This is a genomic window from Mammaliicoccus sp. I-M35, assembly GCF_022386455.1.
GTDB lineage: Bacteria > Bacillota > Bacilli > Staphylococcales > Staphylococcaceae > Mammaliicoccus > Mammaliicoccus sciuri_A.
In genome coordinates this window covers 97025-121720 of record NZ_JAJNIL010000007.1, presented here as the reverse complement: position 1 = coordinate 121720, position 24696 = coordinate 97025, and the positions used below count along the sequence as shown (strand labels likewise).

31 protein-coding genes are annotated in these 24696 nt (G+C 31.3%); 20 read left to right on the top strand and 11 right to left on the bottom strand.

The features are described 5' to 3' along the window. Positions 1 to 165: 165 nt before the first annotated feature. The 11 genes from LQ679_RS09565 (at position 166) to LQ679_RS09515 (ending at position 9046) form a co-directional block, all read left to right on the top strand. Positions 166 to 996, top strand: coding sequence for an ATP phosphoribosyltransferase regulatory subunit (locus LQ679_RS09565; RefSeq protein ID WP_037589512.1), 831 nt, complete (start codon positions 166 to 168; stop codon positions 994 to 996). Positions 997 to 1005: 9 nt separating this feature from the next. Next, entirely contained in the window at positions 1006 to 1623 is a 618-nt protein-coding gene (hisG, locus tag LQ679_RS09560) for an ATP phosphoribosyltransferase (RefSeq protein ID WP_025905120.1), read from the top strand. Further along, the gene (hisD, locus tag LQ679_RS09555) at positions 1613 to 2869 is read left to right on the top strand and encodes a histidinol dehydrogenase (RefSeq protein WP_239762560.1); all 1257 of its coding nucleotides are present in this window, start codon (positions 1613 to 1615) and stop codon (positions 2867 to 2869) included. Before hisG ends, hisD begins: the two co-directional genes overlap by 11 nt. 3 nt (positions 2870 to 2872) lie before the next feature. After that, positions 2873 to 3883, top strand: a complete 1011-nt coding sequence (locus LQ679_RS09550; RefSeq protein ID WP_126477112.1) for a pyridoxal phosphate-dependent aminotransferase — start codon at positions 2873 to 2875, stop codon at positions 3881 to 3883. Beyond that, positions 3855 to 4433 (top strand): imidazoleglycerol-phosphate dehydratase HisB, encoded by a 579-nt coding sequence (hisB, locus tag LQ679_RS09545; RefSeq protein WP_126477113.1) that lies wholly within the window; start codon positions 3855 to 3857, stop codon positions 4431 to 4433. The genes LQ679_RS09550 and hisB overlap by 29 nt, the downstream gene beginning before the upstream one ends. Next, positions 4433 to 5014, top strand: coding sequence for an imidazole glycerol phosphate synthase subunit HisH (gene hisH / locus LQ679_RS09540; RefSeq protein WP_126477114.1), 582 nt, complete (start codon positions 4433 to 4435; stop codon positions 5012 to 5014). Before hisB ends, hisH begins: the two co-directional genes overlap by 1 nt. Continuing rightward, positions 5007 to 5711, top strand: coding sequence for a 1-(5-phosphoribosyl)-5-((5-phosphoribosylamino)methylideneamino)imidazole-4-carboxamide isomerase (gene hisA / locus LQ679_RS09535; RefSeq protein ID WP_126477115.1), 705 nt, complete (start codon positions 5007 to 5009; stop codon positions 5709 to 5711). Before hisH ends, hisA begins: the two co-directional genes overlap by 8 nt. Then, on the top strand, positions 5708 to 6466 hold the full coding sequence (gene hisF, locus LQ679_RS09530) for an imidazole glycerol phosphate synthase subunit HisF (protein WP_126477116.1): 759 nt from the start codon (positions 5708 to 5710) through the stop codon (positions 6464 to 6466). Before hisA ends, hisF begins: the two co-directional genes overlap by 4 nt. Then, positions 6463 to 7095, top strand: coding sequence for a bifunctional phosphoribosyl-AMP cyclohydrolase/phosphoribosyl-ATP diphosphatase HisIE (gene hisIE / locus LQ679_RS09525; RefSeq protein WP_126477117.1), 633 nt, complete (start codon positions 6463 to 6465; stop codon positions 7093 to 7095). Before hisF ends, hisIE begins: the two co-directional genes overlap by 4 nt. A gap of 65 nt (positions 7096 to 7160) precedes the next feature. Next, the gene (locus LQ679_RS09520) at positions 7161 to 8219 is read left to right on the top strand and encodes a nitric oxide synthase oxygenase (protein WP_206166859.1); all 1059 of its coding nucleotides are present in this window, start codon (positions 7161 to 7163) and stop codon (positions 8217 to 8219) included. Between the two features lie 14 nt (positions 8220 to 8233). Beyond that, the gene (locus LQ679_RS09515; protein ID WP_126477119.1) at positions 8234 to 9046 is read left to right on the top strand and encodes a prephenate dehydratase; all 813 of its coding nucleotides are present in this window, start codon (positions 8234 to 8236) and stop codon (positions 9044 to 9046) included. 255 nt (positions 9047 to 9301) lie between these two features. Here the strand turns inward: LQ679_RS09515 and LQ679_RS09510 are convergent, their stop codons facing one another. Together LQ679_RS09510 and LQ679_RS09505 are read right to left on the bottom strand one after the other, a co-directional pair. After that, the gene (locus LQ679_RS09510; RefSeq protein WP_308193329.1) at positions 9302 to 9754 is read right to left on the bottom strand and encodes an iron chaperone; all 453 of its coding nucleotides are present in this window, start codon (positions 9752 to 9754) and stop codon (positions 9302 to 9304) included. Between the two features lie 14 nt (positions 9755 to 9768). Next, entirely contained in the window at positions 9769 to 10875 is a 1107-nt protein-coding gene (locus LQ679_RS09505; protein ID WP_126477120.1) for a glycosyl hydrolase family 28-related protein, read from the bottom strand. An 88-nt stretch (positions 10876 to 10963) separates the two neighbouring features. On the opposite strand from LQ679_RS09505, the gene LQ679_RS09500 reads away from it, so the two are divergent. The 3 genes from LQ679_RS09500 to LQ679_RS09490 are packed head-to-tail and all read left to right on the top strand — an operon-like array spanning position 10964 to position 12795. After that, positions 10964 to 11512, top strand: a complete 549-nt coding sequence (locus LQ679_RS09500) for a cysteine hydrolase family protein (RefSeq protein WP_239740495.1) — start codon at positions 10964 to 10966, stop codon at positions 11510 to 11512. Positions 11513 to 11571: 59 nt separating this feature from the next. Continuing rightward, the gene (locus LQ679_RS09495; protein ID WP_037589529.1) at positions 11572 to 12498 is read left to right on the top strand and encodes a manganese-dependent inorganic pyrophosphatase; all 927 of its coding nucleotides are present in this window, start codon (positions 11572 to 11574) and stop codon (positions 12496 to 12498) included. A 21-nt stretch (positions 12499 to 12519) separates the two neighbouring features. After that, the gene (locus LQ679_RS09490) at positions 12520 to 12795 is read left to right on the top strand and encodes a GNAT family N-acetyltransferase (RefSeq protein WP_025905106.1); all 276 of its coding nucleotides are present in this window, start codon (positions 12520 to 12522) and stop codon (positions 12793 to 12795) included. Positions 12796 to 12837: 42 nt separating this feature from the next. Here LQ679_RS09490 and LQ679_RS09485 read toward each other — a convergent pair whose 3' ends face one another. Both LQ679_RS09485 and LQ679_RS09480 read right to left on the bottom strand, forming a co-directional pair. Next, positions 12838 to 13140 carry a hypothetical protein gene (locus LQ679_RS09485; RefSeq protein WP_239762559.1) on the bottom strand — a complete coding sequence of 101 codons (303 nt, stop codon included), beginning with the start codon at positions 13138 to 13140 and terminating at the stop codon, positions 12838 to 12840. Further along, complete coding sequence (locus tag LQ679_RS09480) at positions 13133 to 14107, bottom strand: Gfo/Idh/MocA family protein (protein ID WP_239762556.1); 975 nt, start codon at positions 14105 to 14107, stop codon at positions 13133 to 13135. The genes LQ679_RS09485 and LQ679_RS09480 overlap by 8 nt, the downstream gene beginning before the upstream one ends. Before the next feature lie 114 nt (positions 14108 to 14221). On the opposite strand from LQ679_RS09480, the gene LQ679_RS09475 reads away from it, so the two are divergent. Then, complete coding sequence (locus tag LQ679_RS09475) at positions 14222 to 15601, top strand: aldehyde dehydrogenase (RefSeq protein WP_424355183.1); 1380 nt, start codon at positions 14222 to 14224, stop codon at positions 15599 to 15601. A gap of 97 nt (positions 15602 to 15698) precedes the next feature. On the opposite strand, the gene LQ679_RS09470 is transcribed toward LQ679_RS09475, so the two are convergent. The 4 genes from LQ679_RS09470 to pglS form a co-directional block, all read right to left on the bottom strand. After that, positions 15699 to 16457 (bottom strand): ABC transporter permease, encoded by a 759-nt coding sequence (locus LQ679_RS09470; RefSeq protein ID WP_107576939.1) that lies wholly within the window; start codon positions 16455 to 16457, stop codon positions 15699 to 15701. Next, a complete protein-coding gene (locus LQ679_RS09465) occupies positions 16454 to 17194 on the bottom strand; it encodes an ABC transporter ATP-binding protein (protein WP_239762555.1) in 741 nt (246 codons plus the stop codon). Before LQ679_RS09465 ends, LQ679_RS09470 begins: the two co-directional genes overlap by 4 nt. Before the next feature lie 129 nt (positions 17195 to 17323). Beyond that, positions 17324 to 18097 (bottom strand): carbon-nitrogen family hydrolase, encoded by a 774-nt coding sequence (locus tag LQ679_RS09460; protein ID WP_239762554.1) that lies wholly within the window; start codon positions 18095 to 18097, stop codon positions 17324 to 17326. Between the two features lie 16 nt (positions 18098 to 18113). Further along, positions 18114 to 19148, bottom strand: coding sequence for a 6-phosphogluconolactonase (gene pglS, locus LQ679_RS09455; protein WP_204188902.1), 1035 nt, complete (start codon positions 19146 to 19148; stop codon positions 18114 to 18116). A gap of 475 nt (positions 19149 to 19623) precedes the next feature. Here pglS and LQ679_RS09450 point away from each other — a divergent pair, with 475 nt between their 5' ends. Genes LQ679_RS09450 through agrA form a run of 4 tightly spaced genes read left to right on the top strand, consistent with a single transcriptional unit; the run spans position 19624 to position 22395 of the window. Then, positions 19624 to 20199 carry an accessory gene regulator AgrB gene (locus LQ679_RS09450; RefSeq protein WP_048540629.1) on the top strand — a complete coding sequence of 192 codons (576 nt, stop codon included), beginning with the start codon at positions 19624 to 19626 and terminating at the stop codon, positions 20197 to 20199. After that, positions 20196 to 20336, top strand: coding sequence for a cyclic lactone autoinducer peptide AgrD (gene agrD / locus LQ679_RS09445; RefSeq protein ID WP_107565491.1), 141 nt, complete (start codon positions 20196 to 20198; stop codon positions 20334 to 20336). The genes LQ679_RS09450 and agrD overlap by 4 nt, the downstream gene beginning before the upstream one ends. Before the next feature lie 29 nt (positions 20337 to 20365). Further along, positions 20366 to 21682: a quorum-sensing sensor histidine kinase AgrC gene (gene agrC / locus LQ679_RS09440; protein WP_107596810.1), complete on the top strand. Its 1317-nt coding sequence runs from the start codon at positions 20366 to 20368 to the stop codon at positions 21680 to 21682. Continuing rightward, positions 21679 to 22395 carry a quorum-sensing response regulator AgrA gene (agrA, locus tag LQ679_RS09435; protein ID WP_037589542.1) on the top strand — a complete coding sequence of 239 codons (717 nt, stop codon included), beginning with the start codon at positions 21679 to 21681 and terminating at the stop codon, positions 22393 to 22395. The genes agrC and agrA overlap by 4 nt, the downstream gene beginning before the upstream one ends. A gap of 60 nt (positions 22396 to 22455) precedes the next feature. On the opposite strand, the gene LQ679_RS09430 is transcribed toward agrA, so the two are convergent. Beyond that, complete coding sequence (locus LQ679_RS09430; RefSeq protein ID WP_025905095.1) at positions 22456 to 22674, bottom strand: hypothetical protein; 219 nt, start codon at positions 22672 to 22674, stop codon at positions 22456 to 22458. A 242-nt stretch (positions 22675 to 22916) separates the two neighbouring features. On the opposite strand from LQ679_RS09430, the gene LQ679_RS09425 reads away from it, so the two are divergent. Continuing rightward, positions 22917 to 23852, top strand: a complete 936-nt coding sequence (locus LQ679_RS09425; protein WP_239762553.1) for an LPXTG cell wall anchor domain-containing protein — start codon at positions 22917 to 22919, stop codon at positions 23850 to 23852. Here LQ679_RS09425 and LQ679_RS09420 read toward each other — a convergent pair. Next, positions 23842 to 24414 (bottom strand): hypothetical protein, encoded by a 573-nt coding sequence (locus LQ679_RS09420; RefSeq protein WP_126477626.1) that lies wholly within the window; start codon positions 24412 to 24414, stop codon positions 23842 to 23844. The two genes, LQ679_RS09425 and LQ679_RS09420, sit on opposite strands and share 11 nt — an antisense overlap. Before the next feature lie 71 nt (positions 24415 to 24485). After that, positions 24486 to 24674 carry a hypothetical protein gene (locus LQ679_RS09415; RefSeq protein ID WP_037560030.1) on the bottom strand — a complete coding sequence of 63 codons (189 nt, stop codon included), beginning with the start codon at positions 24672 to 24674 and terminating at the stop codon, positions 24486 to 24488. Positions 24675 to 24696: the final 22 nt, after the last annotated feature.

The window sequence follows — 24696 nt, the reverse complement described above, 5'->3', positions numbered from 1 at the left end:
GACTTTGATCAATTCAAATGTCTATGGGTTTATTATTTATATATTTTTTTGATATTTTAAATATTCAGAACTTTCAATTGATATGTTTCGTTATGCATGTTATAGTATCATTTATAATTAAATAAATACTTTAACTTGGTAGAGAGTAAAAGCGAGGTTTATAATATGGATTATGTAAAATACAGAGATGACGTTATTCAAAAGAAAGAAAAAGAACTTAAATTTCTAAAATATTTTAGTGCTCGAGATTTCGAAGTGATTGATATGAGTTTTATAGAAAAACTTCATTGGAAACAATTAACACAAGATGATTTGAATAGTTTAGATACTAGAAGCATTTGGAAAAATGGCGATGCATTTTATAGTTTAAGAAATGATTGGACGGATCAAATCCAACATTATAGTCGTGAATATAACCTTGATGCACGTTCCGTAACATATGCTGGCCCTATCGCAATTAATGAACATATATATACAAATTTAGGTGTTGAAATCTTTAATCCTAAAAGGAATGACATGTTGCAATGTTATGAATATATACATGACTTTATCCAAAATGAACTTGATTTAAATGTTGATTTTGCTGTTATTGGACATTATCAATTATTTGATCTTTTACTTTCTAAAGAAGAACAAAACGAAGAATTATTTACGGCTATTAGTGAAAGAAATATTTCAAAAATTTCTAAACTACTTTCACAAAATCATTCACTCGTACAATTACTTAAAACACCTACTCATCAACAATTAGACTTTTTAACAACTTTTGCTGATACTGACCATCCAACTTATAAATCTTTACAATATTGGAAAGCGACATTAGAAGCATCAGGTATTAACCATATACATTTAGATATAACAACAATGCCCCCAAAATCATATTATGTTGGGAGCTTCATTCAGCTTTATGAAAATAACAATCGAAATCCAATCGCTTCAGGCGGACATTATAATGGTACTTTAGAAGGTTTTGGATTTGGTATTCAACTATCATAGGAGGTCATTATGTTAACAGTTGCATTAAGTAAAGGACGTTTATTAAAAGATTTCATAAAATTCATTGATGAAAATGGCAACCCAAAATGGGCAGACGCATTAAATAATAGAGAACGTAAACTTCAAATTGAAGTTGCGAACGTTAGATTTATTCTTGTTAAAGGAAATGATGTATCAACTTATGTTGAAGAAGGCATTGCTGATATTGGTATTACAGGCAGTGATATACTTGATGAAAAAGATAAACTCAATGTAAACAACTTAGTTGATTTACCTTTTGGTTATTGTCACTTTGCTGTTGCAAGTAAACCTGAAGTAACAGAATACAAAAAAATTGCGACGACTTATGTTAAAACGACGAAAGCATACTTTAAAAATAAAGGTCAAGATGTCTCAATTATTCCATTATCAGGATCTGTAGAATTAGCAGCAGTAGTGAATATGGTTGATGCTATCGTTGATATCGTCCAAACAGGTACGACATTAAAATCTAATGGACTTGTTGAAAAAGAATCTATTGGTGACATCAATGCTAAATTGATTACAAATAAACATGCATTTTTTAGTAAATCAAATATGATTGAATCATTTATAGAAGAAATCGGGGTGTCGATGAATGCTATCTAAAACGGAATTCATAAATAAATTTGAACAAGATAGATTAACAGACGAAAGTAATACTGAAGATGTTAAAAAAATTATCCAGGATGTTAAAGAACAGCAAGATCAAGCTTTATTTCGTTATAACAAGAAATTTGACAATGTTGATTTAGAGCAACTTGAAGTCCCACATTATGATATAAAAAACAGCATCAACCTTATATCAGATACTTTAAGGTCAGCACTTGAAACAAGCTTTGAACAAATTAAAAATTTCCAACAAAAAATTAAACATGAAAATGTAACTACAGGTCAAACTTACCAACTTTATCACCCTATTGAAAAAGTCGGTATCTATGTACCAGGTGGAAAAGCAAGTTACCCATCAACAGTTCTGATGACAGCTACACTTGCTAAAGTAGCAAATGTTCAAGAAATTATTGTTGTTACCCCACCTCAAAAAGATGGTATCGACCCGGCAATACTAGCTGCATGCCATATTACGGGTGTTGATCGTGTATTCCAAGTTGGTGGCGCTCAAAGTATCGCTGCATTAGCTTTCGGTACGGAAACAATTCCGAAAGTAGATAAAATTGTTGGACCTGGTAACCAATTTGTTTCATTAAGTAAACAGTTATTATACGGTGTAGTTGGTATTGATCAAATAGCTGGACCAAGTGAAATTGCACTTATTGCTGATGAAAATTCAAATGTAGATTACATCATTCAAGATATATTAGCGCAAGCAGAACATGATGAACAGGCTAGAACATTTCTAGTTTCAACAGATTCTTCATTCTTAACAAAAGTTCAACAGAAACTACAACAAGCTATAGATCAAGCACCAAGAAAACAGATTATCGAACAAAGTATCAAAAATTATCATTATCCAATTTTAACGCGTGATATTCATGAAACGATAGAAGTCATTAATTATATTGCGCCAGAACATTTATCCATTCAAATGACTGATCCAAGCAAATATATTGGTAAAATTAAATACGTCGGAGCAATGTTCTTAGGTCAATATTCACCAGAAGCAATTGGTGACTATGCTGCTGGACCAAGTCATGTATTACCGACTGATAAAACAGCAAGATTCTCGAATGGCTTAACAGTCAATGATTTCTTAACGAGTCATTCTGTCATTCATTTAGATGAACACACTTATCAAAGTATTGCACCTAGTGCTATAGCTTTAGCTGAACAAGAAGGTTTATATCAACATAAACAATCTTTAGAAGTGAGATTAACAAACAACGAGGAGTCGTGAAACATGATTAGAATAAACAAGAATGAAAGCCCTATTCCTGCATTAGATGATGCAACTTTAAAAAATATTATCGCCAATTCAAATTTTAATTTTTATCCTGATGAGGAATATGATGCCTTTATCAAGTCTTATGCAGACTACTATCAATTATCACCTAACCAAGTTTCTGCAGCGAATGGTTCAGATGAGTGGATTCAAAAATGCATGATTGCGTTACCTGATGGACCAGTCTTAACACTTAATCCAGATTTCTTCATGTATACAGCATATGCACATCAGATTAATCGCCCTATTCATTATGTAGATGCAGAAGATGACTATACTTTTTCGTTAGATAAAATTAAGCAATCAATCCAAAAATTAAAGCCAGCATTTTTCATTATGAGTGTGCCTCATAATCCTTCAGGCATTCAATATCCTAAATCATTTTTAGAAGAAATTGCGAATGAAATGAAGGCAATTGGTGGTTATTTTATTATTGATGAAGCTTATTTAGATTTTGGAGATGCATACGATATTGAATTACAAGACCATATCATTCAAATGCGTACGTTAAGTAAGGCATTTGCAATAGCTGGTTTAAGAGTCGGCATCGTCATTTCAACTGAGAAGACCATTCAAACTTTAAATCGTATCGCACATCCGTATCCATTAAACACATTAACTTTAAATATTGCGACTGAAATTTTCAGTAACAAAGAACTTGTACATTCATTATTAACACAACAAAGACAATTGAGTATTCAATTAAGAAATATTTTTGAACAACATGTGAGCGATGTTATCCATGTCATACCTTCAAAAACAAATTTCGTATTAACTTATGGAGATTTAGCAGAATCATTAGGTCAGTATATTTATGACCATGGCTATTTACCAAGATTTTATGATGAACCAAACATGCAACAAACTGTTAGATACTCTATTGCTACAGAATCTGAATTAAATGAACTTGAAAAAATCGTTAAAGAATGGAGACAAAAATATGACTTATCAAAAAGAAAGATCAACTAAAGAAACAGATATCAAAATTCAACTACGATTAGATGGAGAAGATTCACACATTAATACAGGTGTTGGTTTTTTAGACCATATGTTGACGTTGTTTAGTTTTCATAGCGGTATTGCCTTAAATATAGAAGTAGATGGAGATACACATGTAGATGATCATCATACTGTTGAAGATATTGGCATTGTAATAGGTCAATTACTGCTTGAAGTCGTTAAAGATAAAAAATCATTTACAAGATATGGTTCATTCTATATACCAATGGACGAAACTTTAGCACGAGTTGTAACAGATATTAGTGGCAGACCATATTTATCATTTAATGCGACATTTTCTCGTGAAAAAGTTGGCACATTTGATTCAGAACTTGTTGAGGAATTCTTTAGAGCACTTGTGATTAATGCAAGATTAACAACACATATTGATTTAATTAGAGGTGGCAATACGCACCATGAAATCGAAGCGATTTTTAAAGCATTTGCTAGAAGTCTAAAAATCGCATTAACACAAGATGATTATGCAGGTATTCCTTCTTCTAAGGGTGTGATTGAATAATGATTGCAATCATTGATTACGGACTTGGCAATATTAAAAATATTGAACGTGCCCTCTTACATTTAGGATATGATGCCATATTAACTTCAGATGAAGAAACTATAAAAAATAGTACACATGTCATTCTTCCTGGTGTCGGGCACTTCAAAGATGCTATGACACAATTAACATCAAGTGGTCTAGACAAAGTGATTAAAGATATTAAAGATACGCATAAAATCATTGGGATTTGTTTAGGTATGCAAGTGTTATTTGAATACAGTGCAGAAGGTTCAACAAAAGGATTAAATTTATTGCAAGGGAACGTTATACCTATAGAGAGTCCCTACCCTGTTCCTCATTTAGGATGGAACAATTTACAAAGTGAACATCCACTTCTTGATGGTGATGTTTACTTTATACATTCTTATCATGTCTCTACTGATTTACCTATAGTTGCTACAGCAGATTATGGACAACCAATTACTGCTATCGTGCAACAAGAAAATATTATCGGTATACAATTCCACCCAGAAAAAAGTGGTGATTATGGACTCAAAATACTAGACCAAGCATTGAAAGAAGGTTTTTTAAATGATTGAAATTTGGCCAGCAATAGATTTAATAGACTCCACAAGCGTGAGATTAACTGAAGGTAAATATGATTCTAAAGAATCTATGCCTAGAACTGCTGAAGAAGCAATTGCTTTCTATTCAAAATTTAAACAAGTTTCTAGAATTCATGTTATCGATTTAATCGGCGCTAAAAATCAACAACCAACAGAAGCAGATTACATAGAACAACTCGTCAGTTTAACTCATTTACCAATTGAAGTTGGTGGCGGTATTCGAAGTGTTGAAACAATTGAATCATATTTAAATAAAGGCGTTGAGTACATTATCGTCGGCACTAAAGGCATACAAGACTTAGACTGGTTAAAAGAAGTGACTAATAAGTTCCCTAACAAAATATATTTATCTGTCGATGCGTATGTTGAAAAAATCAAACTAAACGGTTGGCTCGATGATGCCGGTATAGACCTATTTGATTTTATTGAAAAAATCAACACATTCCCTCTCGGCGGAATTATCTATACAGATATTTCAAAAGACGGAAAAATGTCTGGACCAAACTTTGAATTAACAGGTAAATTAGTACAATCTACATCTATTCCTGTCATTGCATCTGGTGGTATAAGAAATAAAGATGACATAGATCAACTGGATGCATTAAATGTGCACGCTGCAATTGTTGGAAAAGCAGCAAATACGGATGCATTTTGGGAGGGTATTGAATGATCAAAAAAAGAATCATCCCATGCTTAGATGTTAAAGATGGACGTGTCGTTAAAGGCATAAAATTTAAAGGTTTGAGAGATATTGGACATCCAGTTGAATTAGCTGAATATTATAATCAAGAAGCGGCAGATGAGCTTGTGTTCTTAGATATTTCTAAGACAGAAAATGGACATCAAATGATGTTAGATATCATATCAGAAACAGCTTCAAAATTATTCATACCACTTACTATTGGTGGTGGTATTAGTACACTTGAAGATATTTCGGTATTACTTAATCATGGTGCTGATAAAATTTCATTAAACTCAAGTGCTTTGCGTAATCCAACATTTATTCGTGAAGCGAGTGATAAGTTCGGAAAACAATGTATCTGTATCGCAGTTGATGCTAAATGGGAAGAAGAACATCAAGATTGGTATTGCTATACTCATGGTGGTAAACAGCGTACAGATAAACGTGTGTTAGATTGGGTTCAAGAAGTTGAAAATCTCGGCGCTGGTGAATTATTAATTACTAGTATGGATTACGATGGCGTTAAACAAGGATTTGATCATCGTTTATTAACTGAAATTAATCAACGGGTTTCTTTACCTGTTATTGCATCAGGTGGTGGCGGTAATAGTCAGCATTTTGTTGATTTATTTAAACAAACGGATGTATCTGCAGGTCTCGCTGCAAGTATTTTTCACGATAAAGAAACAACGATACAAGCAGTCAAAACACATTTATCTAATGAAGGAGTGAATGTACGATGAGTGAATTAGCACCTGATTTTTCTAAAGGTCTTGTACCAGCCATCCTACAACATTACCAAACTGGACAAGTATTAATGTTAGGTTATATGAATGAAGAAGCTTATAACTTAACCATTCAAGATAAAGTCTGTTGGTTTTATTCAAGAAGTAAAGATCGTCTATGGAAAAAAGGCGAATCGTCCAATCATATCCAGCATGTTATCGAGATACAATTAGATTGTGACCAAGATACGATTTTATTACAAGTCAATCCTGATGGCCCTACTTGCCATACTGGATCTGTTAGTTGCTTTAATACTGAAGAACCTTACACGCTTGAATCATTAGAAACGACTATTCAAGAAAGTGTTGATTCTAATAATCCAAAATCATATACAAATTATTTACTTAATAAAGGTATAGATAAAATATCTAAAAAATATGGAGAAGAGTCGTTTGAAGTCGTTATTGCAGCTATGAAAAATGACAAATTAGAACTCACAAATGAAGTCGCTGATGTACTTTATCATTTATTCGTATTACTACATGATAGAGGCGTTAAATTTGAAGATGTCATATCAGTATTGAAAGAACGTCATAAAAAGTCAGGTAACTTTAAAGGTGAACGACAAGACATTAATAATTGGTAAATTGTCATAATTCATATATTGTCAAAAATTAGCAGTCGCTTATACTAGTACATAGAGGTGTATTTATGTTACGAGATAAAGCGACTGCTTTTATTAACGATATGTATAAAGAATTAGAAATATCAGAATTACAAATGAATAAAAGAATACAAGAAATAGAACATGAAATTTCACAAACTGGTACTTATACCCACACTACCGAGGAATTAGAATATGGTGCGAAAGTAGCTTGGAGAAATTCAAATAGATGTATTGGTAGACTATTTTGGGATAAATTGACGGTTAGAGATTTAAGACATATTCAAGATGAACAAACATTTATCGCTTCAATTGAAGATCACATTAAAGATGCTACAAATGATGGAAAAATCAAACCCATGATCAGCATATATAACAACCAAATAGAAATTATGAATGAACAATTGATTAGATATGCAGGATACGGAGATAAGGGCGACCCTAAATCTATTGAAATGACGAAATTAGCACGCCATTTAAATTGGCAAAGTCCTCAAACTGATTTTGATGTACTTCCATTAATGTATCGAATTAATCAACAACGCCCTAAAATCCATCAATATCCACAAGAACTCATTAAAGAAATTGACATCACTCATAAACAGTATCCTAAGTTAGCATCACTACAACTGAAATGGTATGCAGTACCCATCATTTCAAATATGGATTTAGAAATTGGTGGTATATATTATCATACTGCCCCATTCAACGGGTGGTACATGGAAACTGAAATAGGCGTTAGAAATTTTACTGATGAATATCGCTATAATAAATTAAAAGATATTGCAGAAGCATTTGATTTTGATACGACGACAACATCAAGTTACTGGAGAGATAGAGCTTTAGTAGAGTTTAATTATGCTATTTATCATTCGTATAAAGAAGCGGGTGTTGCAATTGTTGATCATTATAATGCCTCTAAACAATTTAAGAAATTTGAAGAAAATGAATGTAAAGCTAATAGAAAAGTGACCGGAAAATGGAGTTGGCTTGCACCTCCTCTTTCACCTTCACTTGTACATAATTATCATAAAGGCTATGATAATGAGATGAGAAGTCCAAACTTTTTATATAGACAAAATCAACAAGGTTGTCCAATGCATTAGAAAGGAAGTCATTTATGAAGTTATATTATTTAGGACCACTAGGTACATTTTCTCATATGGCAGCACTTAAATATAAGCCAGATGAAATCAATGAATATATTCCTAAGTCAAATTTGTATGAAGTGGTTAAAGCAATTGAAGCTGACCCAGAAAACATCGCAATTGCACCAATTGAAAATTCTATCGAAGGTACGATCAACATCATTGCCGATTCATTAACAGAACAGAAAATCCACGTTATAGACGAATTACATCTAGATATATCATTTTCTCTTTATGTTCAAAAAGGCGCAAAATTAGAAGATATTAAAGAAGTTGTTTCTATTGCCCCTGCGATCAATCAAACATCTAAATTTATTAAAAATCATAACTTTGCATACAGATATTCTGATAGTACCGTTCAAAGTTTAGATGAAATAGATGCACATACTGGCGCAATTGCACCAATTGGTTTAGAAAAAACTAATGACGATGTTGAAGCATTGCATGAACACATCGAAGACTATCCACATAATACAACAAGATTTTTAATTTTATCAGCTGAAGAAAAACATGTTGAAAAAGCAACAGATAGTATTTTATTAATTACTCCTGACCAAGATAAACCAGGCTTATTAGCAAGTATATTAAATACATTTGCTTTATTTAATATCAACTTATCATGGATTGAGTCACGACCACTCAAAACGCAACTCGGCATGTATCATTTCTTTGTTCAAGCAGATTGTAGCGCTGAAGATGTAGAAATGAAAAAAGTAATTACAATCCTAAAAACATTAGACTTTAATGTAAAAGTGCTAGGTAATTTTGATAAGCGAATTACATAAATAAATAGTTTGGGATATAATTCCTAACTAAAATTAAAAAACACCTTATTTACTGATTTATTCAGTAAATAGGGTGTTATTTTATAATCTACGATTTTGCTCGTGCATGCTTGCCTAGGGTATGGCTCGAGCCTATAGTCTCTCACTCATACTATTCCCTCAGGCGTCAGCACTTTGCAAAATCGATACAAATCTCCAATTTTATGCATAAAATAAAGCATTCTCGTATAATTCAAGTAATCATCACTAAAACTATTATTTTTGATTTCTATGTCCTGATTCATATTTTTGTATCCATTCATCTACAGTGACTTTTTCACTCAACTCACCTATTAAAGTAAAGGGTATGTTTTTATTGTTTGTGAATCTAATACAACTTTTCCCCATATTTAATTTAGTTGGTACTTGCTCTTTGTATCTGTCTTCAAACCATTCTTTCAATTCTTTCATCCCATATAAGCCCATATGATATAAGGCAATATGATTTTTTTGAGCAGCAAGACTAATGAACGGAAGTGGTTCGTCTGCTCTATTTAAATAACCTTTTGGATATTTATCTAAAGGTACTACAAATGTCGGCATACCGTATTGCATGACTAGTTCATATCCTGGTGGTAAATGTGTTTTGATTGTATCTAGCAAATGAATATATGTTTCTTTTTTCTTTTCATCTATTTGTTCAATATAACGGTCTATGCTATTCATCATGTCCTCCATTTTAATTAAATATGAATAAGATTCTCAACTTGATCTTGTTTGATATTGCTTAAATTACGGTTATTGTATAAATAAATATCTGTCGTCTTAATGAATTTAATATTATTTGAAGATTCTCCTTCAAAATGATTATTATAAATATAAATATCTTTATTCATAACGTCTTCATAACTTTTAATTAAAATACTTGGTTTACTTTTAATATCTTTAAATGTATTATCACCTATCAAAATAGTTGACCCTGCTTGTCCGCCTCTATTTAATTTATGGATATCTACAGAATATTTACCTGTTGGTACTGCTAAATAGCGTATGCCACCCTCACAATTTATAAATTGATTGTTTGTAACAGTTGAATCTTTCGCTTTTAATAAAGTAACTGCGAAATCCCCTAACCCTTCAAAAGTATTATGTTGAATATTTATATTCTCATAAAACACATCATACATACTTGCATGAGATCCGACTGCTCTATTCCAAGGTAACATGTTCGGATCACCTGAATTTCCGAAATAACAGTTTTCGATCAGTGCATTTTTAGTTATCGTACCATCTGTCGCCCCAAATTTAGGAAATGCCCCTTCAGTTTGAATATCTATTTGTACAGCTTCACTAAATAACCTTGTTCCACTATCGTCACGGAATCCAAGGAACTTACATTCATTTACATAAAAGCCATCTAAGCCACATGCATCAATCGCATGCCCACCAACAACATTCTTAAATGTCACATTATGTATTTGAATATTTCGTGCATGACCAATAGACATGATTGTGTTATTTGTATTATTTGTATGTCCATATGCATCAAATGTCCCACCGATAATATTGATATTACCATGACCTTCATAGCCATAGTATTTTTTCAATCTATGTCCGTTTTTCAGCATAGCTGTATGCGATTTTCTGATTAACACTGCTTCATCATGTAAAATAAGCGTTGTATTTTCATATATCACTAATTCATAAATAATATGATAAACACCTTTAGGTATATAAACAGTTACTGGTCCTTTCTTAGCTTGTAACAAAGCTAATTGAATACCAACTGTATCCGTTATTCCACAACCACCTTTAGCACCATAACGATTTACATTAACAATATGCTTCATACTTCATAACCACCTTAATATAGCGTATACTTGCATGTATATTTATATTACACTGAAAACATTTTATAAACAATTAGGGGGAATATAATTGAAGAAAGCACTCATTATCGTTGATTATTCAAATGATTTCGTTGCGACAGATGGTAAGTTAACATGCGGAGAACCTGGTCAAGAAATTGAACAAAATATTCACCACAAAATTGAAACATACAATTCGAATGAAGATTTAATTTTTTATTTAATGGACTATCACCATGAGAATGATCCATATCATCCTGAAACAAAATTATTTCCACCTCATAATATTGTAGGTACAGAAGGTCGAAATTTATATAACTCATTAAAGCCTCAATACGATTCAATCAAACATTCTAATCATGTATTTTGGATAGATAAGACAAGATATAGTGCATTTTTCGGTACAAATCTTGATAGTTTATTAAGAGAACGACATATTGATACTGTTGAAATTGTTGGCGTTTGTACAGATATTTGTGTGTTACATACTGCTGTCGATGCTTACAATTTAAATTATCAAATTATTATACCGAAGAATTGTGTCGCTTCTTTTAATCAAGCTGGACATGAATGGGCACTTACACATTTTGAAAATAGTATAGGCGCAGTTGTAGAATAGACAAGGTGTTCATGTTAAAATAAAGTGACAGAATATTCAAAGCAAAAGGAGAAATTACATTGGTAAACACATTTATATTTGGACATAAGAATCCTGACACAGATACAATTGCTTCAGCATTAGTAATGGAAGATTTACAAAAAGAACTTGGAAATGACGTTCAAGCTGCAAGACTTGGAGACGTTTCAGACGAAACACAATTTGCATTGGATTATTTCAAAGTTCAAGCACCTGCATTGTTAGAAACACCTTTAAAAGATAAAGACGTTATTTTAGTCGATCACAATGAATTCCAACAAAGTGCAGATGACATTTCAGATGCTACAATTACAATGGTTGTTGATCACCACCGTATCAGTAATTTTGAAACAGCAGCACCTTTATATTACAGAGCTGAACCAGTTGGTTGTACGACTACAATCCTTAAAAAAATGTATGAAGAAAATGGTGTTGAAATTAAACCTGAAATTGCTGGTCTTATGATTTCAGCTATTATCTCTGATACATTACTATTTAAATCACCAACATGCACAGAACAAGATAAAAAAGCTTGTGAAGCATTAGCTAAAATTGCCAATGTTGATTTAAATGAATATGGTTTAGAAATGTTAAAAGCTGGTGCTTCAGTAAAAGGTAAATCACCTGAATTCCTTTTAAATATGGATGCTAAATCATTCAACATGGGTGATAAAGTCGTACGTATTGCACAAGTTAATACTGTTGATGTAAACGAAGTTCTTGAAATTCAAGAAGACGTTGAAAATGAAATCAACGCAATTATTGCTAAAGAACAATATGACTTATTTGTATTTGTTATTACAGATATCTTAAACAGTGACTCAACTGCTATTGCTTTAGGTAAAGAACAACAAGTCGTAACAAAAGCATTCAACACTGAATTAAATGGAAATGTCGCTGTATTACCTGGCGTTGTTTCTCGTAAGAAACAAGTCGTTCCACCTATTGATGAATTATTAGGTAAATAATTTATAAGGAGTGTGCTTTAAATGGAAATCAAACAAGGTACAAACAAATTTTATGTAGGCAATTCTGAGAATGATTTTGAAGCAGAAATCACGTATCAAGACTTAGATGGCAAGACACTTGTGGTCGATCATACATTTGTAGATCCTTCACTACGAGGACAAGGTATTGCTAGAAAATTGGTTGATGTTGTTATTGAAAAAGCAAGATCTGAAGAGAAAGTAATTGATCCAGTTTGTCCGTACGTTAAAGATGTTATGACTAAAGATGAAAGCACACATGATGTATTAAAGAAATAATCAAAAAATCCTGACGAAATGATATCATTTCGTCAGGATTTTTTATATTTCTGTACTTTCTAATAACCGTTTAAGCAATGATTTATATTGAGGCTTTGCCTTTTCTTCTGTGCACGTATTCATAGGTGGATATTTTAAATCTTGAGCATCTTTATATGTTACTTCATCGATATAATTTGATGCTTTTTCGTAATCATAACAACTCGGAAATGCATACTTATGATTAAAGTGATCAACGACCACTCTTGATGTCGAAGATGGATTTTGTTTAAATGGCACAAATGCCACGACTAACAGTAAAACGATAATAATCATAGCCGTAATGATGAAGTACTTTTTAGACATTAAATTGAACTCCAATTTGCTGTCTAATTTCATCTAATACTTTAATCGTTTCTAATGATCTTTGATGTGTATTAATAGATGACTCTACCTTATGATTCTGTACACACTTAATAAATTCAATTATTTCATCTTTCATTGTTAACGGTGAATCATTATTATATTCTTTCTGTAATACACCTTCTCTATTAAATACTTTTATATTTGAAGGTGCACTTATTTTATCAATTAATACATAACCATTTTCCCCTACTATTTCTGAAGGACTGGGGCGGTCACATATTTTTGAATAACTAATCGTTGCTTGGAAAGTATGATAATCCAATATCGCATTACCTTGTCCATCTGCTCCAGTATCTAATTTAAAACCATTTGCTTTAATACTTTGTGGCATACCAAACAAATGTATCATCGGTGCTACCGCATAAACACCTAAGTCCATTAAAGCGCCGTTCCCTAACTCAGGTTTAAACGCATTTTCTATGATGCCTTTTTTATAGTTATCATATCTTGAAGAATATTGGTGATAATGAAAATCAGCATATCTTATTTCACCAATATCAATTTGATCATTTGTAAATTCTACAAATGGCGGTAATAATGTTGATTTCATCGCTTCCATAACAGTAACATTATATTCATAAGCAAGTTTAGATAATGCTTCAAATTGCTCTTGCACAATTGTCGCTGGCTTTTCGATCAAGACATGTTTTTTATTTTTAATCGCTATTTCTGCTTGTTCAAAATGGAACGCATTTGGTGATGCTATGTATACCGCTTCAAAATTAGGTGATTGACAAAATAACTCTAAATCTGTGAATGTTTCAGTAAGTTGATGTTTCTCCTTATAATAGTTTGCTCTTTCTTCAGTACGTGAATAGACAGCATATGGTTCAAACGCTTCAACTTCTAAACCATTCTCTATAAATTTATCACTTATCCAATTGGTACCTATAAATCCAAATCTCATATTATTTCACCTTTTCGTTATTTTTTTAAAAATAAAAATTTCATAAATAAACACTTCGCTTTTAATTATAACTATTGTTAAAATATAAACAATAGAAGTATAAAGGAGACATCCATATTGACTATCGCGACTCAATTCGAAAACTTGCAATCACTTTTTGATAGTGATGTAACAAAAGATATTAAATTTAGAAAAAAACAGTTAAGAGCACTGAGAAAATCCATTAAATCAAATGAAAGTGCTTTGATTTCAGCATTGCAACAAGATTTAGGTAAAAATTCTGTTGAATCTTATGCTACTGAAATAGGTTACATTTACAAAAGTATCTCTTTCATGCTAAAAGAAGTCAAGAGTTTAGCAAGTAAAAGAAACGTGAACACACCTGTATTTTTATTCCCAGGTAAAAGTTACACAATTAACGAACCATATGGCACAGTCTTAATCATCGGTCCGTTCAATTATCCGTTTCAACTAGTTATCGAACCTTTAATCGGCGCCATTGCTGCTGGAAATTGTGCAGTTATCAAGCCTTCAGAACTTACACCAAATGTTAGTGTTATTATAGAAAAAATTATACAAGAAGCATTTAACCCTTCATATGTATCTTGTATAACTGGTGATCAAACTGTAACTGAAGAACTGTTAACTTATCCATTCGACTTTATATTCTTTACGGGTTCTACAAAAGTTGGACAAATTGTTTATGAACAAGCTAGTAAACAACTGATTCCAGTAGCACTTGAATTAGGTGGAAAGAGTCCTGCAATTGTAGATAAGACTGCAAATATTAAAGTAGCAGCAGAAAGAATCGCATTTGGTAAATTCATTAATGCCGGTCAAACATGTGTAGCACCAGATTATGTCATCATCGACGCATCGATTAAACAACAATTCATTAAAGCGATTCAAACAACTATTCGAGAGTTTTATACCTCATCAGCACAAAATAGTGAAGATTATGGCCGAATCGTAAATGAACGTCATACAGATCGATTAGTGAATTTACTTAATCAAACTAATGGTGACATCGTTTACGGTGGTAGCTCGGACAGAGAGAATCGCTATATAGAACCGACTATTGTCGATAATGTTAAATTTGATGATATTCTAATGGAAGATGAAATCTTTGGTCCAATATTACCTATTATGACGTATGAAGCATTCGGCGACGCCATTCAATTTATCAAGAATAAGCCAAAACCACTATCATTATATTTATTTAGTGAAGACGAAAATCATACTGATGAAGTCGTCAGAAGAATATCATTCGGTGGCGGTTGTATCAATGACACACTTTTACATTTAGGTAATCATAACTTACCATTTGGTGGCGTCGGTCATTCAGGTATTGGTAAATATCATGGCAAAGCTTCATTTGAACTCTTTAGCAATGAAAAGAGCATCATGTTTAAAACAACTAAACTAGAAACTGGTGTCCTTTTCCCACCTTATAAAGGAAAAGCTAAATACGTGAGAGCCATGTTTAAAAAGTAATTCTGAATTGTTACTAATAGCGACAAAACTAAATTTAAGCATATAAAATAAGCATATGGTATAGACATTCTTTAACGTCTTAACCATATGCTTATTTTTATTTATATTGACTTTCAATGAGTTGCTGCTTTTTATTAAATAAAGTTGGATATGACAAGAAGCCTAATATTACACTCGTCATTGTAGCGCTTGTTAATAACATAAATACGATTAATATTTGAAAGAGTACCGCTTCAATTGGATCTGCCCCACCTATAATTTGACCACTCATCATCCCGGGTAATTGAACAAGACCAATTGTCTTTTGTTGTTCTATAGTTGGTATAACACTAGACTGTATAGAAGTGATCAGTTGCTTATGTATAGCTTGTTTAGGAGTTCCTCCCAAACATAGAACAAGCTCTATCACATTTTCATTTTGTTTAACTTCTGACATAAATCTATTTAAGAACAATATACTTAATACCATCGCATTACCAACAATCATGCCACTTATTGGTATGATGTATTGTGCTGTTGGTGGTGTTATTTTAAATCCTAATAAGATACCTTGTGTAATAACTTCTATTGCTACAAAAGCGAGTAATAATTTCCAAGTGATGCCTGGTATTTCCAAACCTTTTTTTCGTGCATTTTGTGTTGCAGCACCTATTATGAGCATGACCATTAAAATGATAAAAATATGGCTCTCTTGATCAAATATAAATTGTAAAATATACCCTACAATTAATAATTGAACAAATGATCGAATAGCTGCAATTAATGTATCTTTCTCTAAGCCTAAATTAAAACTTTTCGAAATAACGATCGGAATAATTATAAAAATAAACATTAACACGATTGATGTTATACTCATATTAATTTTTCTCCTATAAAGCTTCTGACATTTGGTTGTTCTGAATTTTTAACATTTTCAGTTGTATCAGCTTGTGCAACTTCTCCATTGATCATAACCCATATGTAATCGCTCATTCTAAAGGCTTGATTAATATCATGTGTAATCCATATCATCGTAACTTCGTGTTCTTTAATAATTTTTTTTAATAGCTCTTCAATTGCACGCTTTGAGTTTCTATCTAATGCCGATGTCACTTCATCTAGCAATATCACTTTAGGTTTATTAACGAGTGATCGTGCTAATGATAACTTTTGTTTTTCTCCACCTGATAATTCTTTACTATTTTTATTCAAGAAAGTATCTGGCAAATCGACTATCTTCAAATAATATTTAGCTTCTTCATCTGTCATTTTTTTATTTTGAAGTATTAATGGCAGTTCTAAATTATCTTTTACAGTTCCTTTAATCATCGTCGCTTCTTGAGAAACCAGTTGTACTTTTCTTCTAAGTTCCATTGGATTATATGTTTGAATAGATTGTTGATCAATGAATATTTCGCCACTTGTACTAGACTTTAACAAATTAATTAAAGAGAGTAGTGTTGACTTTCCTGCACCTGATGGCCCGATTATAGAAGTGAGTTTACCTTTATAAATGTCACCTGTAACACCTTTTAAAATACGAGACTGTTCTATTTCATATTCTACATTTTTAAATTGGACTGCTATACTACTTTCCAAATAGATCATCTCCATGCCTTAACTATTTTCTGTCTTATAATTGATTTTATACTTTTTCTACAAATGTTCAATATGACATTTGTAAGATAATAATAAGAGACTGGAATATCATATAATATCCCAGTCTCTAACTACATCTACCTATTATAAATCTGTTCTTAAACTATTGAAAATAGGAATAGCTTCTCGAATTTTTTCTTGCGAATCAAAGTCTATATCTACGATTAATGTATCTTCATCATAGTATAAACTATCAATTAATGTACCATCTGGTGCATATGCTAAACTATGCCCACCAAATTCGTTATCATCACAAGTCCCCACACTATTACAAGCAATAATATACACTTGGTTCTCAATTGCTCTAGCACGTAATAATACTTTCCAATGATCAATTCTTGATTTCGGCCATTGTGCCGGAACAAAAATTACTTTTGCATCTTCTAAAGCTAATGAACGTGTTAATTCTGGGAATCTTAAATCATAACAAATAATCGTTCCCATCTCTATTTCATCTAACTCATATACAGTTGATTTCTTACTACCTGAAGTTAAGAAATGATGTTCATTAAACATTGGTACAAGATGTGCTTTGTCGTAAGTATTAATGCACTTTCCTTCGTTATTGACGACAATTGTTCGATTATAAATTTCATTTCCTTTTTTATATGCAATTGAACCAGCCACAATATGTTTATGGATTTCTTTTGCTTTTTGCTCTAAGAAAGGTAAAATTCTTTGACCATCTTCATCAGCAAGTTCGGTTAACTCATTTAATCGATAAGAAGTGTTCCACATTTCAGGTAACACTGCTATGTCAATTTCATCATCTAACTCATCTAACCATTGATTAATTTTTTCAATATTTTTTTCAGGCTCTCCAGGTATTACATGCATCTGATATAGTGCTATTTTCAACGTTCATCACCTACCATTATATAAATTGAACACAAACGCCTTCTGCAGCTTTTTGTTCATTCTCTATTTCTGTCAGCTTACCAGTTTCTTTATTTCGACTAAATAATACTAAATTATATGAATGTTCATGTGCAACAACTATAAATGAATCACTTGGTGTGATATTTAAATCTCTAGGCCAAGTTCCACCACTTGTTACAATTTCAACTAATTCAACATTTGCACCATCACCTAATATTTTATAAACAGCTATACTATTATGTCCTCTGTTAGAAACATAAATAAACTGACCATCATGACTTAATCTAACAGCAGCAACTTGTGAATTTAAATCAAAGTCTTCTGGAATCGTTAATAGTGCTGGACTGATTGTCGCAAACACTCCATTTTTATATGACAACACTTGAATCGTATTGCTCAGTTCATTTACTAAGTATGCGTAAACACCACTTGGATGGAACGCAATATGTCTTGGACCGCTTCCAGCTTGGACTTCTAACGTTTCATATAATTCCAATCCTTCATCAGAGAATTTAAATGTTCTGATCACATCTGCACCTAAATCAACTGTAACGATATAATCTAAATCTGGTGTCTGTTCTGCAAAGTGTATATGGCTACCTTCTTGTCTTGCTTCATTTGGTCCATGACCTTCACCTTTATACACATCTATTAATTCAATAATTTCGCCATTTTCAGCGTTTAATTTATAAAGTCTTACATAACCACTACCATAAACAGCTTCAAATAAATATTGACCGTCTTCAGAAACTGAAATATGACAACCCGTTCCTTCTTGTGAAGCTAAGCAATCATTTATATATGTTAAACTACCATCTTCATTAATATTAAAACTTGCAACACCGCAATCATCGCCATCTCTTTTAATAGCATATAAAAATTGACCATGTTGTGTTAAATATGTAGATGCTTCAATTTCATAACCAACTTCAACCTTCTCGATTGTTTGATCATTCTCATCAACATCAAAACGATAAATCCCTTTTCCTTCTTTCTTCGTATAACTACCAATATAACCTTTCGTTTTCATAAAATTAAATTCCTCCCTAATTTGTTCTTTAATATCATTCTACATGAAAACGCTCAATAACTATAATAAAAACGCATACCAAATGGTACACGTTAAAATATTTATTATATGAATAACCACGTATCAATCACAGCAGATATTTAAGTAAACAACCCATTAAAAAGTTCCACTAACCAATTAAAAATACTACAAATAGCATTGACGATATCGCCTGCCATAAAGGATCCTCCTTTATATTTAAACTTTTTAATTTATCATAAAAAATTAAATATTCACTAAATATATTATAGTATTTCAATAATAGAATTTTATATTTTCCCTAAGTCGTTAATTTAAGTTCTTAACTGCATTAAAATTATGTTAAAATACAAATATATTATAAATTCAAACAGTTAGGCATTGAAATAATACAGTTAGGCAAAAGAAGTAAAATGTAAATCAATATGTTCTATAATCATAATGAAGGAGGGGCGCTATGTATCAACCTGTCCAAACACAAATAGATAAAATTGCTGCAAGTCTTCAAAATTCAAATAATCTAGATCATGTTAGTTATTTAAAGGTAAAGTATGGACTAGAAGTATTTGTAGGGAATATGATGAAGACCATAGTTATATACGGCGCTGCCCTTCTATGCCATATATTTTTATACACACTTATTGTACATCTTAGTTATTTTGCCATTCGATATTTCGCGTTTGGCGCGCACGCTAAGTCCACATTTCTATGTACGATACAAAGCCTAATCATGTTTGTCGTTGCACCACTTATAATTATAAATACCAACATACCCTACTGGCCATTCTTAGCCATAGCGTTAGTCGGTTATCTTATCATTATAAAGTACGCACCAATGCAAACAAAGAAACACCCAATATTAGGCAAATGGAAAAAAGGACTTAAACTAAGATCAATCCTAGCAGCAACAATTTTGATAGTATTAACTTTATTCCTTAAAGAACCCTATCAACAATTAATATGTTTAGGATTAATCTTTGAAGCAGTATCACTATTACCTATATTTTACAAAGAGGAGGAAACATTATCATGAATTTATTATCTAGCCTATTTTCAAAATCAGTATCAAATATCCTTTCAGCAATCGGTGAAAAAGCGGTAATTAGAGGTTGTAACGTATTCTTAGATGAAACAGAAGTACCACAAGAATTATTAAACGAAAAACAATAAGTAATATATAATTTGGGAAGTGTAAGTATATGGCACAATTATCAATTACAGAGACTATTATATATGGTTTGTTTCAAACATCATTATTTGTAGTTTTATTAGCACTAACTCAAAACTATCGATATTCAAAAAGGGATTATGTCATCCTATTATTAGGGTACATGATCCCTTCTCTTGCTTTATATTTTATAGTTGGTGTAGCATCTATAATATTTGTTATAACTTTTTTGGGAGTCTTTTTCTACTTTAAATTTAGAATATTTGGGATTATAAATACATTACTGGTCATAATCATTTCAGTAGTTTCAGATTATTTATCATCCTTATTAATTAGACTCATCTTTAATATAGAACCTTCTGCAATATCAACACATGTATTTTATTTTGTCTTTCATTTTATAATCTCAGTATCAATAGCGATTATAATAAGACAATTAATGAATAGACTTAAATTAAGCTATTTATATAACAACCGTATTTACCTACTATTGTTAGCAGCGTTTTTAGGTCTTTCATTTACGGTGTTCTATGTATACATGCCAAAGTCTTACAATACTGAAAAAGAGTTTGAATTCCAAACTTTATTTTATGTGATTTATGTATGTGTTGCGGCTATTTTTATTATTTTAATTTCTTTCACGGTTATTAGAGAGATGGCTTTGCAGCGTACGAAGAAAGAAATTAATCAGTATTATAAGTATACGTTGCAGATTGAGCAGATTAATAATGAGATGCGTAAGTTTCGTCATGATTATGTAAATATTTTAGCGACGTTATCTGAATATATTAGAGAAGATGATATGGATGGTTTAAGAACATACTTTGACCAAAATATTGCACATCTTCATGATGATATGAAATTAAATGCGATAAAAATTAATGGTCTTCAAAATTTACACGTTAGAGAAATTAAGGGTTTATTAACGACGAAAATTATTCAATCTCAAGAACAGAATATCAATATTAGTGTTGAGATTACTGAACAGATTGATCATATAAATATGAACATTGTTGAATTAAGTAGATGTATTGGCATCATTATGGATAATGCAATTGAGGCTTCTGAGTTTGTTGATAATCCAACGATTCAAATTGCATTTATTAAAAATGAGGAATCGATTTTACTTGTATTCATGAATAAATGTTCTAAAGATACGCCTAAGGTACATAAACTATTTGAAAATCATTATTCTACTAAAGGTCGTAAGCGTGGTATAGGGTTAACTACGTTGAAAGAAATTACTGAGAAGACAGACCATGTTTTCTTAGATACTTTTATTAATAATCAATACTTTATTCAAAAGCTTGAAATTTTAAATGATAGCAATGAGGAAGTGATTCAATGAAAATCATCATTTGTGAAGATGACCCGAAACAATTAGAGCGCATGCAGACGATTATCAATAATTATATTATGATTGAAGAAAAAGAAATGTCTATTGAACTTGCAACACGTGATCCGTACGAATTGTTGGAGCACGTTAAATCTTCAAATGATATAGGTTGTTACTTTTTAGATATTCAATTAGACGCTGATATTAATGGTATTACATTAGCAAGTGAAATACGTAAGTATGATCCTATTGGTAATATTGTTTTTGTCACAAGTCACAGTGAACTGACTTATTTAACATTTGTTTATAAAGTTGCTGCGATGGATTTTATTTTTAAAGATGATCCAGATCAACTGAAGACTAGAGTGTTAGATTGTTTAGACACTGCATACATAAGATTAGGTATGCTTTCAAAAAATACAAACGTTGAAAAGATAGAATTAACGAGAGGTAGCAATTCTGTATATGTTCAATATGATGACGTTATGTTCTTTGAGTCATCATCAAAATCACATCGACTAATTGCTCATCTAGACAATAGACAAATTGAGTTCTATGGAAGTTTAAAAGATTTATCTAATTTAGATGACCGCTTCTTCAGATGTCATAACAGCTATGTCATTAATCGTAATAACGTTGATACTATTAACACGAAAGACCGTGCAGTATATTTTAGTAATGGTGAGCATTGCTATGCATCTGTACGAAATATTAAAAAAATATAAACAAAACAGCGTACATGATTTTTTCAAATGTACGCTGTTTTTTATTAATGATTTTCTTTTTTATTCATGGTTAATAGCATTTCTAAATGATTCAATATCTTCTATGTAATATTTCACTTCGCCGCATTGTAAACATACTGCTGCTTTCGGTATTGCAATCGCTTTGTTTAAAATATCTTCATTCTCTTCTTCTTTTATTAATCTAACATCAACTAGAGTGCCTGGAACATTCGTACGAAGATCATCTACCATTTCTTGATTACAACTTGCACATTTCATATAAGACATCCCCTTTTAGATTATGCTCTTTCTGATTATATTTTACTCTTTTATTTTATCACTTGCAAAAAGATTCAAACGTCCATTCACAAAAATTTTGAATGACATATATATAGGAAGATTTTAGTTGTATTAAAAATTTTATATAAAAAGCATAAAATAATAGTGGCATATCACTTGAGTTTATGGCATAATGATATCAGATGATCATCTAACCATTAATAAGATGAAAGGAGGTCAATATGAAACCTTTCCCAATCTTTTTATTTAGTATTGTTTGTATAGTCGCTACTTCATTCAATACGTCACGAACTGCACACGCTCATAATGATATGACACCTATTGGTTTTCAATTTTATGCTTCTGATAATACCCCGATATCTAATGAAACTTTCCAATTACAGTTAGATCAAGAAGTTAAATCATTAACAACTAAATCTGATGGTTTAGCATTTATAGAAATTCCTAATAAGAATATTAAACCTCATTACACTTTAACCACTTCAAATAATCAAACTTTTACTGTTGAACCTAATAAGTTATATAGATTAACTTCTTCTAGCAATATCCAACGCAATATAACAAATACAAATAATCAATTCATTTCAATTAATGTACTTTCAAAGACCTATCACCCTTTAAATAATGTCGAAGTTAAACTCATTGCAGATAACCAAGAACTTTCTGGCATAACAGATCAGAACGGTAATACTTCAATCAATATACCCACTACATTTACTAAGTCTACTAAATTTAATGTGAAGATTAACGGCGTAGATAGCCACTCAACAATTTCACTAGGAGAGGATAAATATTATACATTTAATTCTGACGACAGGACTACTTCAACTTTTGAACAAAGTACAAATCAACCTACTCAAATAGATCAAGGACAACAAAGTCAAAGTCAAATTACTGATAATCCGAATTCTAATCATATTCCAAGTCAAAATCAGACATATCAAATCTCAGTTATTAAAGACTCTTTAATTCCAAACCCTAATAAACTTACTAACGATCACACTAATAAAGAAAAAAAGACCAAATCAGAAACATCAAAGCTTCCTGAAACTGGTCAAAGTTCAAAACATTTCTTGAATTATTTAATAAGTGCATTACTCATATGTATTTCATCAATTCTATTTTTTATATTCAAAAAGAAGCGGTCTAAACAATAGCGTTGAATTTTGAAATGATTTTACCATCTTCGATTATTATTGGTTTACCGAGATGATTGATACTTTTAATATGTTCGAAATACTTTTCACCTACTATTTGAAACATCGTTTGGGACAATAACGCATTTGAACAATATGTTCGATTAGCATCCCAATTTTCAAATCTATATAATCTTTTTAACAAATTGCAGAAACCTATATGAGATCCTAATATTATCCACGCATCTGGTTCATACTTCATAAATTTATCAACATATTTTTTAGAAGAACCAACATGATTCTTCCAAATGACGATATTAACATATACTTCAGATTTTTTTCGTTCGTACCACATATACTCTATGATTGCTTTTAAATGAAATGCTGTATTAATCATCTCTTTTTCATTACTCGTTCCAATTGTAATCGATTTTAAAAATGGTTGGTCATATTCAATGCTTTCAAGTATGGCATATAATTCATCTTCGCTTGGTACTTTGAGATTATGAGATAAAGCTTTTAATTGATGACATTTGTCATTTTCTAGTCTTGGGGATATTAAAACATTACGCTCATATCGCAAATATAAACCCTCCTAATTTTTAAATATAAAAAAGGGAGCAATCACAGAAATATTGTGATTGCTCCTTTATTTTAATTATTAGATTCGATTTCAGATACAATTTCTTTTGTTTTTTGTTCTAATTCTTCAAAGTCTTTTTTAAACACAAATGCTAAGACAGCAATACCTGCCCCAACAGCAACTGTTGTTATAGCAATTAAGATGAAAAAGAATTTGAATATCCCTTTAATACAATCCATTGAAGTCACCTCATTCATCATTTTCTACCTCTTTCATCATAAC

Coding starts and splice junctions, on each gene's coding strand:
- LQ679_RS09565 (WP_037589512.1), top strand. CDS start 166: ATGGATTATGTAAAATACAGAGATGACGTTATTCAAAAGAAAGAAAAA.
- hisG (WP_025905120.1), top strand. CDS start 1,006: ATGTTAACAGTTGCATTAAGTAAAGGACGTTTATTAAAAGATTTCATA.
- hisD (WP_239762560.1), top strand. CDS start 1,613: ATGCTATCTAAAACGGAATTCATAAATAAATTTGAACAAGATAGATTA.
- LQ679_RS09550 (WP_126477112.1), top strand. CDS start 2,873: ATGATTAGAATAAACAAGAATGAAAGCCCTATTCCTGCATTAGATGAT.
- hisB (WP_126477113.1), top strand. CDS start 3,855: ATGACTTATCAAAAAGAAAGATCAACTAAAGAAACAGATATCAAAATT.
- hisH (WP_126477114.1), top strand. CDS start 4,433: ATGATTGCAATCATTGATTACGGACTTGGCAATATTAAAAATATTGAA.
- hisA (WP_126477115.1), top strand. CDS start 5,007: ATGATTGAAATTTGGCCAGCAATAGATTTAATAGACTCCACAAGCGTG.
- hisF (WP_126477116.1), top strand. CDS start 5,708: ATGATCAAAAAAAGAATCATCCCATGCTTAGATGTTAAAGATGGACGT.
- hisIE (WP_126477117.1), top strand. CDS start 6,463: ATGAGTGAATTAGCACCTGATTTTTCTAAAGGTCTTGTACCAGCCATC.
- LQ679_RS09520 (WP_206166859.1), top strand. CDS start 7,161: ATGTTACGAGATAAAGCGACTGCTTTTATTAACGATATGTATAAAGAA.
- LQ679_RS09515 (WP_126477119.1), top strand. CDS start 8,234: ATGAAGTTATATTATTTAGGACCACTAGGTACATTTTCTCATATGGCA.
- LQ679_RS09510 (WP_308193329.1), bottom strand. CDS start 9,754: ATGATGAATAGCATAGACCGTTATATTGAACAAATAGATGAAAAGAAA.
- LQ679_RS09505 (WP_126477120.1), bottom strand. CDS start 10,875: ATGAAGCATATTGTTAATGTAAATCGTTATGGTGCTAAAGGTGGTTGT.
- LQ679_RS09490 (WP_025905106.1), top strand. CDS start 12,520: ATGGAAATCAAACAAGGTACAAACAAATTTTATGTAGGCAATTCTGAG.
- LQ679_RS09485 (WP_239762559.1), bottom strand. CDS start 13,140: ATGTCTAAAAAGTACTTCATCATTACGGCTATGATTATTATCGTTTTA.
- LQ679_RS09480 (WP_239762556.1), bottom strand. CDS start 14,107: ATGAGATTTGGATTTATAGGTACCAATTGGATAAGTGATAAATTTATA.
- LQ679_RS09470 (WP_107576939.1), bottom strand. CDS start 16,457: ATGAGTATAACATCAATCGTGTTAATGTTTATTTTTATAATTATTCCG.
- LQ679_RS09465 (WP_239762555.1), bottom strand. CDS start 17,194: ATGGAGATGATCTATTTGGAAAGTAGTATAGCAGTCCAATTTAAAAAT.
- pglS (WP_204188902.1), bottom strand. CDS start 19,148: ATGAAAACGAAAGGTTATATTGGTAGTTATACGAAGAAAGAAGGAAAA.
- LQ679_RS09450 (WP_048540629.1), top strand. CDS start 19,624: ATGTATCAACCTGTCCAAACACAAATAGATAAAATTGCTGCAAGTCTT.
- agrD (WP_107565491.1), top strand. CDS start 20,196: ATGAATTTATTATCTAGCCTATTTTCAAAATCAGTATCAAATATCCTT.
- agrC (WP_107596810.1), top strand. CDS start 20,366: ATGGCACAATTATCAATTACAGAGACTATTATATATGGTTTGTTTCAA.
- agrA (WP_037589542.1), top strand. CDS start 21,679: ATGAAAATCATCATTTGTGAAGATGACCCGAAACAATTAGAGCGCATG.
- LQ679_RS09430 (WP_025905095.1), bottom strand. CDS start 22,674: ATGAAATGTGCAAGTTGTAATCAAGAAATGGTAGATGATCTTCGTACG.
- LQ679_RS09425 (WP_239762553.1), top strand. CDS start 22,917: ATGAAACCTTTCCCAATCTTTTTATTTAGTATTGTTTGTATAGTCGCT.
- LQ679_RS09415 (WP_037560030.1), bottom strand. CDS start 24,674: ATGATGAATGAGGTGACTTCAATGGATTGTATTAAAGGGATATTCAAA.